The organism is Burkholderia theae, assembly GCF_048565265.1.
Classification (GTDB): Bacteria; Pseudomonadota; Gammaproteobacteria; order Burkholderiales; family Burkholderiaceae; genus Burkholderia; species Burkholderia theae.
Genome location: NZ_CP183463.1, coordinates 530,139 through 545,294 on the forward strand (window position 1 = coordinate 530,139; position 15,156 = coordinate 545,294).

The 15,156-nt window shown below is 64.0% G+C and carries 17 protein-coding genes; 6 read left to right on the forward strand and 11 right to left on the reverse strand.

Translation table 11 applies throughout. From position 1 onward, the window contains the following. Positions 1–253: 253 nt before the first annotated feature. Positions 254–1,366, forward strand: coding sequence for a histidinol-phosphate transaminase (locus ACN22W_RS35125; protein WP_412026125.1), 1,113 nt, complete (start codon positions 254–256; stop codon positions 1,364–1,366). Between the two features lie 67 nt (positions 1,367–1,433). Here the strand turns inward: ACN22W_RS35125 and ACN22W_RS35130 are convergent, their stop codons facing one another. The 3 genes from ACN22W_RS35130 to ACN22W_RS35140 form a co-directional block, all read right to left on the reverse strand. Continuing rightward, positions 1,434–1,685, reverse strand: a complete 252-nt coding sequence (locus ACN22W_RS35130) for a hypothetical protein (RefSeq protein WP_129517442.1) — start codon at positions 1,683–1,685, stop codon at positions 1,434–1,436. 427 nt (positions 1,686–2,112) lie between these two features. Further along, the gene (locus tag ACN22W_RS35135) at positions 2,113–3,165 is read right to left on the reverse strand and encodes an ankyrin repeat domain-containing protein (protein ID WP_419690624.1); all 1,053 of its coding nucleotides are present in this window, start codon (positions 3,163–3,165) and stop codon (positions 2,113–2,115) included. 95 nt (positions 3,166–3,260) lie between these two features. After that, complete coding sequence (locus tag ACN22W_RS35140) at positions 3,261–3,749, reverse strand: RidA family protein (protein WP_343492800.1); 489 nt, start codon at positions 3,747–3,749, stop codon at positions 3,261–3,263. A 282-nt stretch (positions 3,750–4,031) separates the two neighbouring features. Between ACN22W_RS35140 and ACN22W_RS35145 the strand changes: the two genes are divergently transcribed. Then, on the forward strand, positions 4,032–4,331 hold the full coding sequence (locus tag ACN22W_RS35145; RefSeq protein WP_048249039.1) for an H-NS family nucleoid-associated regulatory protein: 300 nt from the start codon (positions 4,032–4,034) through the stop codon (positions 4,329–4,331). Positions 4,332–4,490: 159 nt separating this feature from the next. Here ACN22W_RS35145 and ACN22W_RS35150 read toward each other — a convergent pair whose 3' ends face one another. The 4 genes from ACN22W_RS35150 to ACN22W_RS35165 form a co-directional block, all read right to left on the reverse strand. Beyond that, positions 4,491–4,823 (reverse strand): cupin domain-containing protein, encoded by a 333-nt coding sequence (locus tag ACN22W_RS35150; RefSeq protein WP_419690625.1) that lies wholly within the window; start codon positions 4,821–4,823, stop codon positions 4,491–4,493. Positions 4,824–4,930: 107 nt separating this feature from the next. After that, positions 4,931–5,527, reverse strand: a complete 597-nt coding sequence (locus ACN22W_RS35155) for a nucleotidyltransferase domain-containing protein (protein ID WP_419690626.1) — start codon at positions 5,525–5,527, stop codon at positions 4,931–4,933. Positions 5,528–5,777: 250 nt separating this feature from the next. Then, positions 5,778–6,533 (reverse strand): pentapeptide repeat-containing protein, encoded by a 756-nt coding sequence (locus ACN22W_RS35160; protein WP_240674614.1) that lies wholly within the window; start codon positions 6,531–6,533, stop codon positions 5,778–5,780. Positions 6,534–6,799: 266 nt separating this feature from the next. Further along, positions 6,800–7,723 carry a LysR family transcriptional regulator gene (locus tag ACN22W_RS35165; RefSeq protein WP_419690627.1) on the reverse strand — a complete coding sequence of 308 codons (924 nt, stop codon included), beginning with the start codon at positions 7,721–7,723 and terminating at the stop codon, positions 6,800–6,802. Positions 7,724–7,790: 67 nt separating this feature from the next. On the opposite strand from ACN22W_RS35165, the gene ACN22W_RS35170 reads away from it, so the two are divergent. After that, the gene (locus ACN22W_RS35170) at positions 7,791–8,408 is read left to right on the forward strand and encodes a LysE family translocator (RefSeq protein WP_419690628.1); all 618 of its coding nucleotides are present in this window, start codon (positions 7,791–7,793) and stop codon (positions 8,406–8,408) included. Between the two features lie 82 nt (positions 8,409–8,490). Here ACN22W_RS35170 and ACN22W_RS35175 read toward each other — a convergent pair whose 3' ends face one another. Then, a complete protein-coding gene (locus tag ACN22W_RS35175) occupies positions 8,491–9,123 on the reverse strand; it encodes an FMN-dependent NADH-azoreductase (RefSeq protein WP_419690629.1) in 633 nt (210 codons plus the stop codon). 132 nt (positions 9,124–9,255) lie between these two features. On the opposite strand from ACN22W_RS35175, the gene ACN22W_RS35180 reads away from it, so the two are divergent. Continuing rightward, positions 9,256–10,134, forward strand: a complete 879-nt coding sequence (locus tag ACN22W_RS35180; protein WP_419690630.1) for a LysR substrate-binding domain-containing protein — start codon at positions 9,256–9,258, stop codon at positions 10,132–10,134. A gap of 75 nt (positions 10,135–10,209) precedes the next feature. Here the strand turns inward: ACN22W_RS35180 and ACN22W_RS35185 are convergent, their stop codons facing one another. Continuing rightward, positions 10,210–11,685 (reverse strand): coniferyl aldehyde dehydrogenase, encoded by a 1,476-nt coding sequence (locus ACN22W_RS35185; RefSeq protein WP_419690631.1) that lies wholly within the window; start codon positions 11,683–11,685, stop codon positions 10,210–10,212. Positions 11,686–11,784: 99 nt separating this feature from the next. Here ACN22W_RS35185 and ACN22W_RS35190 point away from each other — a divergent pair, with 99 nt between their 5' ends. Both ACN22W_RS35190 and ACN22W_RS35195 read left to right on the forward strand, forming a co-directional pair. Continuing rightward, positions 11,785–12,438, forward strand: a complete 654-nt coding sequence (locus ACN22W_RS35190) for a TetR/AcrR family transcriptional regulator (RefSeq protein WP_419690632.1) — start codon at positions 11,785–11,787, stop codon at positions 12,436–12,438. Between the two features lie 132 nt (positions 12,439–12,570). Further along, positions 12,571–13,254, forward strand: coding sequence for a type 1 glutamine amidotransferase domain-containing protein (locus ACN22W_RS35195; protein WP_419690633.1), 684 nt, complete (start codon positions 12,571–12,573; stop codon positions 13,252–13,254). Positions 13,255–13,284: 30 nt separating this feature from the next. Here the strand turns inward: ACN22W_RS35195 and ACN22W_RS35200 are convergent, their stop codons facing one another. After that, on the reverse strand, positions 13,285–13,764 hold the full coding sequence (locus tag ACN22W_RS35200) for a MerR family transcriptional regulator (protein ID WP_419690634.1): 480 nt from the start codon (positions 13,762–13,764) through the stop codon (positions 13,285–13,287). 128 nt (positions 13,765–13,892) lie between these two features. Then, the gene (locus ACN22W_RS35205) at positions 13,893–15,137 is read right to left on the reverse strand and encodes a saccharopine dehydrogenase family protein (protein WP_419690635.1); all 1,245 of its coding nucleotides are present in this window, start codon (positions 15,135–15,137) and stop codon (positions 13,893–13,895) included. Positions 15,138–15,156 lie beyond the last annotated feature (19 nt).

Genomic DNA, 15,156 nt, shown 5'->3' on the forward strand with positions numbered 1-15,156 from the left:
TATCGCGTGGGCGGCTTTTCATCCGGATCAGGGTATGCCATGATGCAGCGCATGACGATTCGAAACGCCACCCCCTCGCTGCACCATCACCACGGACGCCCGCTGTTGCGCCGTGGTTCGTTTCGCATCTAGAGATTGAATCGGGTCTTTCCCGATCAAGACAACGACCAAGGCGCCTCCGGCGCCTTTTTTGTTTTTTGCCGCCTTAAAAACCCGCTGCGCGGATCAATCGATAACGTACGGAGTGTTTTCAATGCAACAACCCTGGAAAGAAGTCGCCTTGTCGGATTTGCCGCTCCGGGAGGACCTCAAGTTGCAGCACGCGTACGGGGCACCGCAGCTCGACGTGCCGGTATGTCTGAACGTCAACGAGAATCCGTATCCGCCGTCGCCGGCGCTCGTCGAGCGCATCGCGGCCGCGGTGGCCGACGCGGCGCGCGCGGCGAACCGTTATCCCGACCGCGACTTTGCCGAGCTGCGTGCGCATCTGGCTGCTTATCTGACACACGACACCGGCGTGACGCTCGACGCGTCGCGCGTCTGGGCGGCCAACGGCTCGAATGAAGTGATCCAGCAGATCCTCCAGGCATTCGGCGGCCCGGGGCGATCGGCGCTGGCCTTTACGCCCGCGTATCCCATGTATGACGAATACTGCCGGACGACCTTCACGCGCCTGCATACGCTGCCGCGCACCGAGGATTTCGCGCTGGACCTGAATCAGGCGATCGACAGCATCCGCGCGCATCAGCCGAGCGTGATCCTGCTGACGTCGCCGAACAACCCGACCGGGACCGCGCTTCCGCTCGACACGATCCGGGCGATACTCGACGTCGCGCCGGGCGTGGTCGTCGTCGACGAAGCGTATGCGGAATTCCGGCGTCACGGGGTCCGCAGCGCGGTGACGCTGCTGCCGAACCATCCGCGGCTCGTCGTCACCCGCACGTTGAGCAAGGCGTTCAAATTCGCCGGTGGCCGTGTCGGCTATTGCGCGTGCGCACCTGCGATCGTCGACGCGCTGAAGCTGGTTCGCCTGCCGTACCACCTGTCCGCTTTTACCCAGGCGGCTGCCTGCGCGGCGCTGGTTGCCCGTGACGAAATGCTGTCGCAAGTGGAAGCGATCAAGGCCGAGCGCGATTCGATCGTCGGCTGGCTGCGTGACCAGGGGCTCGCGGTGGCCGATTCCGATGCCAATTTCGTGATGTTCGGCAAGTTTGCGGATCGCCACCGGATATGGAGCGGACTCCTGCGCCACGGGGTCCTGATTCGCGAGTCGGGCCCGCCGGAATACCTGCGCGTGTCCGTCGGTACCGCTGCGGAGATGGCCGCGTTTCGTGCGGCCCTGCTTGCCGTGATGGCGCTCGAGTGAGCAACGGGCAAGACGATCGACGATGCGCTGGAGCGCGTGCGTTTCAGCGCAAGGTCCGACGATGCACTTACTTCATCGCCGCAAACCGCGATTCCATCTCGTCGATCTTCGCGAGCACGGCTTCGCTGAGCTTTCTGACGTGGTGCGGCACATCGGGCGCCGACAGCAGTTCCTCGATTCGCCCACGCCAGTAGCTCGGGTGCCTCACGCGCCCCGCGCCCGACATCGACACGTCGTCGGCAAGCGTCTCGCTTGCCAGGAGAGCCACCATTCTCTGGATGTGAGAGAGCTCTCGTTCCACATAGTCTCGTGCCAGCATATTGATTGAAATTCCCCGAAATGCGACGTCAGGCCTTCCGTCATCAACGCGCCATCGTGCCGCGATGCAAACGACCCACCACACACGTTGCGCGTCATCGTACGCAGACGCTGTGTCAGTAAACCGCGCGGGCGTTTACAGCATTCGACGCGCAATGGCAGGCCTGTCCGCTTGTTCTCGTGACATCCGGTCCCCGATGCCCTGTTGTCCATCGTAGGCGTACCGCACGGCGATCGCATCTCCCAAAGTGGGGATGCCGGCCGATATTGGCGCAGCGGCGGTTTCGGGAAATTACGGCGGAGCTGGATGAATGACTTGAACGACCTGCCGCCGGTGCACGGCGGTCATGCAAATCGGCAATGCGGATTTGCCGCACACACGGGCGTTGTGCACGATCACGTATCGCGCCGTGCGTGACGGCGCGTTGTTATCGCCGGTAGGACGGCGGCGCGAGTTCGAGCGGATCAGGGTTCAGGCGCACCCACGCGACGGCCAAGCGACACAGTTGCGCCGGGTCGCCGGACTGGCGCTTCACGTCCTGCACGACCGCTTCCACGTCTGACAAATCCGCCGCCGGCAGCGACGTGCCGGTGCGCACGAATGCGGCGAACGCATCGGCCATCTTGCGGAAGTCCGCGTCCCAGTTGCAGCCTCCGTTGTGGTCGAGTTCATGTGCGATGCGGCCCGAGATCCGGATGATTTCGCCCTGCACCGTCGCCGCATGCCCGGTTCCCGGCACCAGCTGCTTCCACAGTGCCTGATGCTGCTCCTGCCACGAGCCGGCCCCGACGACGATCGGCGCCCGGCCGTCGTGCAGCTGACGGCGCGGCACCGGCGGCACGTCGAACAGCGCATAGAGCCGGTCCAGCGCGGCGCTGGCCGCGTCGACGGATTCCGGGTTGAAGCGCTCGCGCATGAACTCGAAACGCTCGCCGATCTCCGTGACGCTGGTTTGCATGCGCGGCGTCTTCGCCGCGCCGGCGTCGAGCAGCACGTCGGCGAGCGCCACCATGTGCTCCAGATCCGCATTGCCGCAGGTGCGCAGCGCACGCTCGAGCGGCGTCTGCCCGTCGCGGTTCAACGCGTCGACGCGCGCGCCGTGCTCGAGCAGCACGCGGGCAGACAGCGCATTGCGCGAGTCGGCCGCGGCGTGCAGCGCGGTGCCGATCGACGCGCCGTCATCGTGAACGTCCGCGCCGAGTTCGAGCAGCACGTCGAAGCGGCCGCGGCGGCTGCGGACGCGCGCGTGCAGCGCCGTATTGCCGTACGCGTCGGCCGCGCCGATATCCGCGCCCTGCGCAACAAGCCAGCGCGCGAGATCATCGGGGCAACGATCGAACGACAGCGCGGTCCGCTTGCTCGGCCCGCCGCGCGCGTTCACGTCGCAGGTATCGAACACTGCCTGAAGCTTCGCGACATCGCCTTCGTCGAGCAATGTTTCAAAGTCCTTCGGCAGCAGTTTCTTTTTTGCTTTCGGCATTGCAGGCCTCCTGCCATTGCAGAAATGCGCATCATGCGCCGGTTGTCTGACTGTTTTGCGAAGCGGCCCGCGCGCGAGGTCCGGCTCGCGAAAAATCAGCTGCCGGCATTGCCACGCTGCAATCCAAAAATGAAATCCGCTTCCACCGACGCGCCCTTGGGCAATTGCAGCACGCCGACGGACGAACGCGTATGAACGCCCGCATCGCCGAGCACCGCATACAGCACATCGGATGCGCCGTCGGCAACTTCGCTTTGCATCGTGAAGTCAGGCGCGCTCCGCACATAAACGGTCATCCGGGGAACAGACGCTATCGCATCGAGCGTGCCACAGTGCTTTCGAACCAGCGACAGCGCACGCAGCGCCGATATGCCGGCGGCACGGCGACCGTCGTCCAGCGAAACGGATTCGCCCACGACGCCGACGAACCGCACGACTTCCCCCACGCGCGGAATCTGCCCGGCAATATAGGCCGTGCTCCCGTCGACCAGAACCGGCGTGTACTTTCCGCCGATCCTGATTTCCTCGTCCGGATCGAATCCGAATTCGGCGGCGACCTGTGTCAGCTTATCGTCCCTGTTCATCAGTGAATTCCCCGATATGTCAGAAAGAAGTAAAAGAATAATTGAGTCTTCCGCGCTTGTCCCGAAAGAGAAAGCCGGCCGCGAACGACCAAAGAGACGCGACCGGATTGCGTCGCGTGCGCAGGCAATCATGTGTGCATTCGCCAAAGCGATGCACTTTTCAGGTGTTCGAAACAGTCTTGCACGCCATATCGATGGCGAATTGCGTTGTAGAAGAGAATTTCCTCATCATTTCCGCTTTAAACCGCTATCATGTGTGTACACAACCCCAACGAGCGATATATGGCGACTTACAAGGAACTGAAAGCCCAAATGGAAGCTTTGGCCGAGAAAGCCGAAGCCGCGCGCGCCGCGGAATTCCAGTCGATCGTCGACGACATCCGCGCCAAGGTCGCGGAATTCGGCATTACCGAAAAGGACATTTTCGGTGTACGTCGAGGCCGGTCGGCCAAGCAAGCGGCGGCACCCGTGCAGGCGAAGTATCGCGATCCGAAGTCCGGGGCAACCTGGTCGGGCCGCGGTCGCGCGCCCGCATGGATCAAAGATGCGAAGAATCGCAATCGATTCCTGATCCAGGAATAAGATTCTCGACGCGTACCGGCGCGCAATTCAGCGCGTTGTCCGGCGATTTGGGCATCGATACCGGCGGTATTCAAAGACCGCACCGGGTTGATGTCGTTTTGCCGAATCCGGCGCATGGCCGACCGTTACGCGTCGAGTCGCATCCCGGCCAATCGTGATTCAGCGTTCGTAATAAACAGCAAGCCACACGGTTTGCTCGTCTTCGTGCGTCCACGCGACGCGATGGCGGTTATGCGGCTCGATCAGCACGTAGTCGCCCGGGCGCATGTCGTGCCGTATCGAACCCTCTTCGAACTCGAGCACGGCCGCCCCCGACAGCAGCACGACCCATTCGGCGCGCGAGTCGTCATACCAGAACCCGTCGGGGCTCGCGTGTCCCACCGACACGATCCGTTCGACATTCAGATGCTGCCCCGTGACGAGGATATCGATCCGCTCGTCGCCACCGCGCTGCCCTTCCACATTGAACAGATTACCGGTTTGAAGCTGCATGGCTCGACCTCATCGTTGACCTTCGTGTAAAGGGTGGCGGTCTAAAGATACCCGAGAAATATTCACTTTAGTCCAACGGCTGCCATTGAAGGAAACGCGATCGGCCGTCAAAGCATCCGCGCCCACTCATTGCCGGGGTGGAGAACATCCAGACAGTCTTTCAGCCACGTGCGTTCGATAACCGGCAGTTTCGGTAATGCATTGTCGAAATCCCGCTGGTCTTTGGGACGCCGATCGCGGGCCTTGAACAGCAGTACCGCGGAGGGATTCAGAAACGGGATGCCGTCGGCGGTTCTCATCACCATTTCGGCACGCGGCCGCTTGAACGACGGGTCTCGTTTGTAGGCCCACCATTCGGGTGTTCCCGGCTCGATCATCATATCGATCCGCCAACGTTCGGCAGCGCGATCGTATCCCCAGAATTGCATGATGCCGGATGGCGTGCGCTGGTTTTCCGGCAGTTTTTCGACAACACCCGCATGGGCCGTATAGAACTCCAGATCACCAAACGCCTGCCGGAATCTGTCGAAGTCTTCTCGTAAAATGGTGAATTCCAGATCATTGTGTTCGCGTGTTTGCACGCCATGCCAAAGATCGAGCGCCCATCCACCGACGACGCACCATGGCAAATGAATATCGCTCAACCGTTGCGCAAGTACGTTCGGTTGCCATGCGTTCCATGCCTCTTGGTCGGGAATAGTCATTTGAGCGCTGATCCTGCCGGAATGATCTGTATTGAACAATGCGTGCTGAAATGACTCTGCGGACGGCGTGCAATCATTGCAAGCGGGCCACTTGTTGTTCTTGATCGGTCTATTCATGCTGGCCGAATTCATGGACGTAAACCTGCCTGCGTCACTTCGCGTCGAATAGCGCTGTGTTCAGGAATTCGGGCGGAGACGGCCATCCGCCCGCCGCGGTCGAGCGCTGCGTCGACCGCGTGCCCGCCGAGATTCACATCACGCGCACACCGCAATTGCCGATCAGCATGACCGCTTGATCGACGGAGAGGATCGCCCCTTTGAAATGAAGCAATACATCGGATAAACGCAGGCCGGTCAAGTCTGTCGAGCGCAGGTCCGCGCCGTCGAAGCGCGTGTTGTGCAGGCGCGCATTGCCGAGGCTGCCACCCTCGAATACGGCATCGCGAAAATCACAATCGGACAGGTCCGCCTCGGAGAAATTCAAAGCTTCGAGGGTCTGCTTCCGGAACGACAACCCGCTGAGATTGGCGCCCACGAGCAGGGAATCGTGGAAGCTGAGCCCCAGCGCCCGGATGTCCGTGAAACGGGCTCCCGTCAGCCTGACCTCCGTAAAGACGGTCGATGCAAGCTTGGCGCCGGTCCAGTCGGTATTGTTCAAATCGCTCCGGCAGAATCGGGCATCACTCGCATTGGCATACCGGAAATTCGCCGTGGCCCCCTTGCAACCCAGCCAGCGGCTGCCCGTCAGATCGCTGTGCTCAAAGCGGGTCCGCTCGAAGTTGCACTGCGCGAATCGTGCCGCGCGGAAGTCAAGGTCGGACAGGTCCTGGCCGTCGAAGTCGCAGCGCTCGAAGGTCGGCCCGTCGCCGGATTGCTGAAGAACGCGAGCCAGTTCGTCGCGGCTGAAGTTCGTGTCGCTGAACACCGCCCCGTTACCGGTCGACGGATCTTTTACGTGTGTGCGCATTGGTGCAATTCCCCATGGATGGGAGGCGCGCAGCGTCATGTCCACAGTGCGCCCCCCTTGACTCGTGAAAGCAAGGTTGACGCCGCGGCATGGTTAGAACCCCTCGCGGGGCGCAGGAGATACCAACCTGCCACTCTATTTTCGGCGACACGAATTCTACCGCTCTCGCACTCGGCTTCGCAATGTCGACGAACGTTGTCGTCCGGGCCGGGGCAGACGATCCGGCAGCGCCAGCCGAAATCGGCCGGCACCGATACACTGGCTCCGCCCTTTGCAGGATCTTCGAACCATCCCTTCCGCATTCGTCAAACCATCGTCTTCAACCACGCGAGCAGCTCCGACTGCGCACTTCCCGCCGCCACGGGCGCCGGCGTCAGCAAGCAGTAGTGCGAGCCGTCCTCCACGAAACCCATCGGCGCGACCAGCACACCGCTTTCGAGGTCATCGCGCACGAGATGCCACGGGCCGATGGCGACACCGAGCCCCGCGACGGCCGCCTGCAGACTGAAGTAGAAATGGTCGAACGTCTGCCGCCGCCCGCTCCCCTTCGGCTGATTCGCCGCCACCACCCATTCCTTCCACGCGTCCGGCCGTGTGCGCGTATGCAATTGCGGCGCGTCAGGTTTCAACGAGCGAGCGCCGCGACGAGCGGAAAACCACGCATCGACTTTGTCCGGCCGGCAAACCGGCCCCACCCGCTCGGCGAACAGAGGTTCGGCGTGATACCCCGCCGACCACGCAAAATCGTTGCGGCGGATGGCCATGTCGATGCCGCTGTCGAACGAGAACGGACCGCCCGCCGCAGCGAGATGGATGTCGACTCCCGCATACCGGGCCTGGAAGTCCGGCCAGCGCGGAATCAGCCAACGCATCAGCAGCGTCGGTTCGCACGACAGGACCCAACGCCGCGCCCGGGCGGCCTCGGTGCGCAATGCGTGCGCGGCGTGGCGCATCAGGCCCAGGCCATCATGGACAGCCTGGGCCAGCTTGCGGCCCGCATCGGTCAGGAACACACGACGGCTGCGGCGCTGGAACAGCGCAACGCCCAGGTCATCCTCGAGCAGACGCACCGCACGGCTGACCGCGCCATGGGTCAGGCACAGTTCGTCGGCGGCACGGCTGAAATTCTCGTGACGCGCCGCCGCCTCGAAACAACGCAACGCCATCAGCGACGGCAGGGTCGTACGGATCGACTGTGAGTCAATCTCACCATTCTGGTCAGAAATCATCGCTTTTCCCGATGGAATACGGTCCCTAAGATTGTGCCATGACGACATCAATCGAAAGGACAACGCGATGACGGAGCTGATAGTTGTAGTCACCATTACGCTGCTGGCTGTCATCAGCCCGGGCCCGGACTTCGCGATGGTCACGCGCAACAGCCTGATGCTGTCGCGCCGATCCGGCGTGCTCACCGCACTGGGTATCGGGCTGGGCGTGACGGTCCATGTGAGCTACACGCTGCTGGGCGTGGGCCTGCTGATCCGCCAATCCCTGTGGCTCTTTAATGCCGTCAAGCTGATCGGCGCGATCTACCTGATCTACCTGGGCGCGAAGATGCTCATGACCAAGCCCGGTGACGGGCAAGCCGACGTGCGTGCGGCGCCGCTGTCGGATCTGGCCGCGCTGCGCACCGGCTTCTTCACCAACGCGCTGAATCCCAAAACCACGGTGTTCATCGTCAGCCTGTTCATGCAGGCCGTGCGGCCCGACACACCGTTGATCGTGCAGCTCGGCTACGGCGCCTTCATCGCGCTCGCGCATGCCGGCTGGTTCAGCCTGGTGGCCCTGTGTTTCTCCGCCACGGCTGTCCGTGATCGCCTGCTGTCGCTGCGCCACTGGATCGACCGCACCTTCGGCGGCTTGCTCGTGGGCTTCGGCATCGCACTCGCCATCGCGCGCGGCGGACGCTGACGCACGTATCCGGGCCGCGCTTCGAAACGATCATCGGGCGCGATCCGCTGCCGTGCTACATGCGATGCGAAGCGCGGCAACGTCAGAACGTGTGCGCGATCGTGCGGGCTTCGTCGATCGCACGACTGCGATCGACCTGTCCGTCGGGACCGAACAACGTCCGCTCGACGACAATGCCGGTGACGTCTTTCACGCCCACGAACTTCAGCCAGGTTTCCATGTACGGACGCTGAAGATCGAACTCGCCGGCCGGCGTAAACGAACCCGGCGCCTGATAACCGAGCCCACGCGCATAGACGACCGCCGCCTTCTTCCCGGCCAGCTTGCCGGCGAACCCCGAACCGTCGAACGTGAACAGCACATCCTTCTGCGAGATCACATCGATCAGGTGCTTGAGTTTGTACGGAATGCTGAAATTCCACAGCGGCACGCCGAACAGGAACTTGTCCGCTGCGTGGAAGGGCGCCGCGAGCTGTTCGATCTGCTGCCAGGCCGCCGCCTGCGCCGGCGTCAACGCCGTTCCGCTCAGCCCTGCGTATTTCGCGGCCAGCGCCGCTTCGTCGAATTCGGGCATCGCCAGATCCCAGATGTCGAGCTTCTGTATCTCGTGGTCCGGATGGGCGTGCCGGTACGCATCGAGAAAGGCGCTGCACACGTCGATCGACGCCGAATAGTCCTTGTTGGGTGAGCCTTCGATATACAGCACGCGCGTCATGGAGCCGGTCCTTGCCAAGAGTGGCGGCGACGCGCGACATGCGCGATCGCCCACTGCGATTCGCAGCGTATCGAGTCGGCCTATAATTTAGAAACGATATTAATTGATTGAATTAACCCGGATCGGTGATCAATGAATCCTCCCCTCGACACGGCGCTGCTTCATACGTTCGTTGCGGTTGCCGACGTGCGCAGCTTTACCGGCGCCGGTCACCGGCTGAATCTCAGCCAATCCGCGGTCAGCGCCCAGATCGTTCGTCTCGAGGAGCAGCTCGGCCGGGCGCTGCTCGTGCGCAATACGCGCAGCGTCACGCTCACCGAGCACGGCCAGACGCTGCTCGGCTACGCGCGCGCGATGCTCAATCTGAGCGAGGAGGCGAAGGCGAAGCTGGGAACCGGCGACGCAGTCGAGATCAAGCTGCGTATCGGCGCATCGGAAGACTTCGCGGGAGGCTGGCTTCCCGACGTGATGCGACGCTATGGCGCCGCGCGGCGCGGCTTGCGGCTGGATCTGACGGTCGACATCGGCGACAGCCTGTTTCGGCGGCACGCAAACGGCGAATTCGATCTCGTGATCGGCAGCCGCTGCTCGCACTCGGGCCAGGGCGCGACGTTATGGCGAGAATCGCTCGTCTGGACCTTTGCACGCCACGAGCCGCTTCCCGAAGGCGATGTCCCGCTCGCATGCTTTCCCGATCCGTGTCCGTACCGGGCGGCCGCCATCAAGGCGCTCGCGCTGGCCGGCATGCGCTACCGGATCGCCTGCGAAAGCCCGAGCGTCACCGGCATCCTCACGTTCGCGCGCGCCGGCATCGCGCTCGCCCCGGTGCCGCGCAGTGCGATCGACGACACGCTCCGTGAATTGGGTAGGTCCGAAGGGTTGCCGGACCTGCCGGAAACGGAATTCGTGCTGATGCATGACGCCCGGATGCCGGCAGCCGCCGAATTCGCCGCGACGATCTTCGACGAAACTGCTGTTCGCACGGGCGCCGGCAAACGCAACCGGCCGTAGCACGCGGCCCGCGCGGAAATACAACCGGGGCATTCGCCTTTGGCCGCGATGCCCCGGCGCGGTGCCCCACCCGACTCAGCGCTTTGCACTCAATCCAACGCGCCCGTCTGCCGGATCTCGACTCCGCCCAAGCAACGCCGCCAGCGCGAAATCCGCGAGCTTGCCGAACGGCGCACGCAGCAGGCTCGGCAGGCTCCAGCGCCCCTGCACGAACACGCCCTTGGCATGGCTCATCGCACGGAATCCTTCGATGCCGTGATACGCGCCCATCCCGCTGGGACCCACACCGCCGAACGGCAAATCCTCCTGCGCGACATGCAGGATCGTGTTGTTGATGCCGACATTGCCCGACGTGGTTCGCTTCAGCAACGTATCGCAGTCGCCGTCCCGTGCGCCGAAGTAATAAAGCGCAAGTGGCCGCGGACGCGCATTCACGTAGTCGACGACCTCGTCGATCGTGCGATACGTGCGCACCGGCAGGATCGGCCCAAAGATCTCCTCCTGCATGACGGCCGTGTCGTCACCCGCGCCGACGATCAACGTGGGCGCAAGCGTCCGCTTGCGGGTGGCCGCATGTTGCGGATTCACGCCCGCCTCGATCACGCGCGCACCCTGGCTGCGCGCTTCGTCCACGAGACCCTTCAGACGATCGTAATGCCGGTCGCTGACGATCGACGTGTAGTCCGGACTGGTCGGCCCGTCCGGATAGAAGCGCGCGACCGCCGCATCGTATTGCGTGACGAACGCATCCAGATCGTCTTCATGCACGAGCGCATAGTCGGGCGCCACGCAGGTCTGTCCGCCGTTCGACAGCTTGCCGAACACGATGCTGGACATCGTCCGGCCATCGACGTGCCCCCTCGCGACGATCGCGGGGCTCTTGCCCCCCAGTTCGAGCGTCACCGGCACGAGATTCTCGCTCGCCGCCTTCATGACCTTGCGGCCGACCTGCGTGCTGCCGGTAAACAGCAGATGATCGAACGGCAGCCCGCTGAAGGCGGCGCCGACTTCCGGGCCGCCGAGCACGACTGCGACCTCTTCGCTCGGGAAGGTGTCCGCGAGCATGCGTCGCATCACCTCGCTGGTGCGCGGCGTCAGCTCCGACGGCTTGAGCATCGCGCGATTGCCGGCGGCCAGCGCGGTCGCCAGCGGAATGAACGTCAGCGCGAACGGGTAGTTCCACGGCGCCATCACGCCCACGACACCCACCGGCTGATATTCGACGTGCGCCTGCCCGGCGCGATAGAAGATGCCGACGTGCCGGCGCTGCGGCTTCATGAAGCGACGCAGGTTGCGGGTCAGGTAATCGATCGCCTGGATCACGCCCACGAGTTCCATGATCGCGGTCTCGTGGTGCGAGCGATGCCCGAAATCGGCGTTGACCGCCTCCTCCACGTCGCGGCGATGGGCCAGCACCACCGCGCGCAGCCGGGCGAGCCGCGCCTTGCGCTGCTGCATGCTCGGCGGCCCCTCGGTCACGAACGCACTGCGCTGGCGGGCCAGCAACGCCGCCGGGTCGATGCTCGAGCTGGATGCTGCGGAAACGGCCATGGTGCACCTCACGAGGTTGCGTCGATGTAGACACTGTCAACTTGCGTGTCACGGATCATAGGACCACAATGTGTTCCATGTCAACATAGGAGCAACACGATGCCGTCAGACGCGGATGCGGACGCCGGGCAAAAGGCTTATCACCACGGGGATCTGCGCCGCGCGATCATCGACACGGCACTCGACACGTTGCAGGAGCAACGAGGCTGGCAGTTCACGCTGCGTGAAATCGCGCGGCGCGCGAACGTCAGCCACTCCGCGCCATACCGGCATTTCCCGGACAAGGCCGCGTTGCTTCACGAGCTGGCGCTGATCGGCTTCGATCGCTTGCGCGACGATCTCGCCGCGTCCGTCGATCCCGCCGCGGGCGCACCGGACGTGCTGCTTGCGCTCGCTTATGCCCATCTCGCGTTCGGGCAGCGCCATCCGGATCTTTATCGACTGATGTTTGCCGCGGATGCCGGCGAGCCTTCGGATATCCATCTCGATCCGCGCGTGCAGGCGCCCTTCCTGCTGGTCGTCGACATCCTGGAGCACGGCCAGCGCGCCGGCACGATCCGCCCGCGCTCCGCGCTTGGCCAGGCGACGGCCTGCTGGGCGCATCTCCATGGCCTGACGATGCTCGCGATCGACGGACGGCTGGTGCGCGAGAAGGTTGGCGATCATGCGATCGAGGATGCGCTGACGACCTTGCTGGACGGACTCGTGCTGCCCGAAAAACGCGCGCGGACGGTCAACGCGAAAAGGTCTTGACCTTGAACTTCGCTTGAAGGTTAAGGTTTGCCTCGGCAGCATATCGAGGCCATGGGGTTGGGTTCTGCCATCCGACCATCCGGCGGTGCGTCGACGACGTCCACCCGTGGCCGCTCAAGAGGAAATCGCATCATGACCACGCGCATCCTTCATGTCGTCAGCAACGTCGCGCACTATGCCGATCCGTCGCAACCGACCGGCCTGTGGCTGTCCGAGCTGACGCATGCCCACCACATCTTCGCGGCGCAAGGCTATGAGCAGCGGCTCGTGAGCCCCAGGGGCGGCGTGTCGCCGCTGGAACCGCGCTCGCTGAAATGGCCGCACGCCGACGCCGCCGCGAAAGCGTGGCGCGCCGACCCGGCCAACGAGGCGCTGCTCGCGACCACCGCGCGCCCCGACGAGATCGACCCGGCCGATTTCGATGCGATCTACTTCACCGGCGGCCATGCGGTCATGTGGGACTACCCGGACGATGCAGGGCTGCAGCGCCTCACGCGCGCGATCTACGAGCGCGGCGGCGTCGTGTCGTCGGTCTGCCACGGCTACTGCGGCCTGCTGAACACAAAGCTGTCGGACGGCTCGCTGCTGGTTGCCGGGCGCCGGATCACCGGCTACTCGTGGATGGAGGAAATCCTGGCCGGTGTCGCGAAGAAGGTGCCCTACAACGTCGAGCAGCAGATGCAACAGCGCGGCGCGCGCTACGAGAAGGCGCTGCTGCCGTTCACGTCGAACGTCGTCGTCGACGGCCGCCTGGTGACCGGCCAGAATCCGCAATCGGCGAAGGCGACGGCCGAACAGGTCGTCGCGCTCCTGTGACGCGGCGGACGGGCTCGCGCCGGCGCCGACCTAAGGGCGGATCGTCCGGCGCGGCACCGGCTCGTGATGAGCGTCGGCGGTGCCCGCATCGCCGGCGTTCACGGCATTCCCGGACGGGATCCTCGACAACAGCCTTTTCGCATTGGTTGCACAATCAACCGACTCCGGCTTCGCCCGGATTTCGGCGATCAGCGACACGACGTGCGCCTTGCTTCGCGCCAGCCGCGCCTCCAGCGCCTCGATGTCTTCCACCTTGCGGCACAGCGCTTCCAGCAACGAACCGCATTGCCATTGCGTGAGATCCGACGGAATCAGCGTGCGAATCTCGTCAAGACTGAAATCCGCCTTCTGCGCGGCGGTGATCAGATCGAGCACCGTCACCGCTTCCTGCGGATAACTGCGATAACCGTTCGCTTCGCGTTCGACGAACGTCAAGAGACCGATGCGTTCGTAAAAGCGGATGCGCGAAGGGGTAAGGCCGGTGCGTTCCGCCAGTTCCCCGATCTTCATGTTGCCGCGACTCCCCGGCCGGAGCAGGTCCGGCCATTCGACTCACCGTGACAGTCAAGGGTCTCCCCACATTGATTCGCAATCCGATCTTTATCGGCTTCCTTTCGAATAGCGGACGGAATGCGCGCTCAAATCACGTCGAAACGCAATCCCGCGTGGCGCACCAGACGCTCGACAAAGCGCTCGTCGAACATCGTCGCGGGCGTCCAGAAACCGCCGCCGCGCCCGGTCTTGTCGCCGTCGCGGCCGCAATCCAGCGCGAGACTGATCGCGGCCTGGCCCAGCATCTTGCCGGTGGAGCCGTAACCCGGATCGCGGTCGCCGGTGACTTTCACGCGCAAGGTCCGCCCGTCGTCGGCACGGCCGAAGAAACGCAGATCGTAGCGGCCGGCCAGTTGGGCCTCGGCGCTTGGCCCCTCACCGGGTTTCGGCAGCAGGAAGCGCTCCATCAGCATGCGCACCGGCTTGATGATCACAGCCACCATGAACGCGCCGAGGCCCGCCACCATCGCCAGCGCGGTCAGGCGGCCTTTCAAGCCCGTGCCCGTCATGACGGCTTCGTCGTAGGTGAACCGGCTGCCGTACGCGTTGCCGGCCAGCGCATTGGAGCGGTGCACGACGCGCTCGTTGATGGCCGCCATCACGAACGGCGCGATCCACGCGTCGCAGTCGCGATCGAATTCGGCCGATCGAACCGCGTGCTGCCGCGCCGTGAAGCCATGACCTTTGGGGCACAGCGAATAAGGATCGAGCAGTTCCCGGCGCAACGCGGGATCGGCCGCGGCTTCCCGCACGACGTTGATCACGCTCGCCACGGTACCGCCCGACGCGCCGCCCTTCAGCGTCCGGACGCGCATCTTCACCTGCCCGGCCGGCGCGCCCCACTGCCGCCGCGCCTGTTGCTGCAGGAAGAACACGCCCATGTCCGACGGCACCGAATCGAAGCCGCAGCAATGAACGATGCGCGCGCCCGATTGCCGGGCCGCCGGCTCGTATTTTTCGATCATCCGCTTGATCCACTGCGTCTCGCCGGTCAGGTCGCAGTAGTCGGTGCCGGTTTCCGCACAGACCTTGACCAGCGGCTCCCCGTAAAGCGCGTAGGGTCCGACGGTGGACACGACCACCCGTGTTTGCGCACAGAGCGCCCGCAATTGCGCTTCGTCGGCCGCATCGGCGACGATGATCGGCAACGACTGCCCCGCCGCGCCCAGCGCATCCCTGACCTGCCTGAGCTTCGCTTCGGAGCGGCCGGCGATGGCCCAGCGCAGTGTTTCGCCCGAGCCAGACAGATAGTCGGACAGGTAGCGGGTCAGGATCTGCCCGACAAAACTGGTGGCGCCAAATACGACGAGATCGTGGGTCGGCTCGGTCATGGACGGTTCCTTCGGCGCG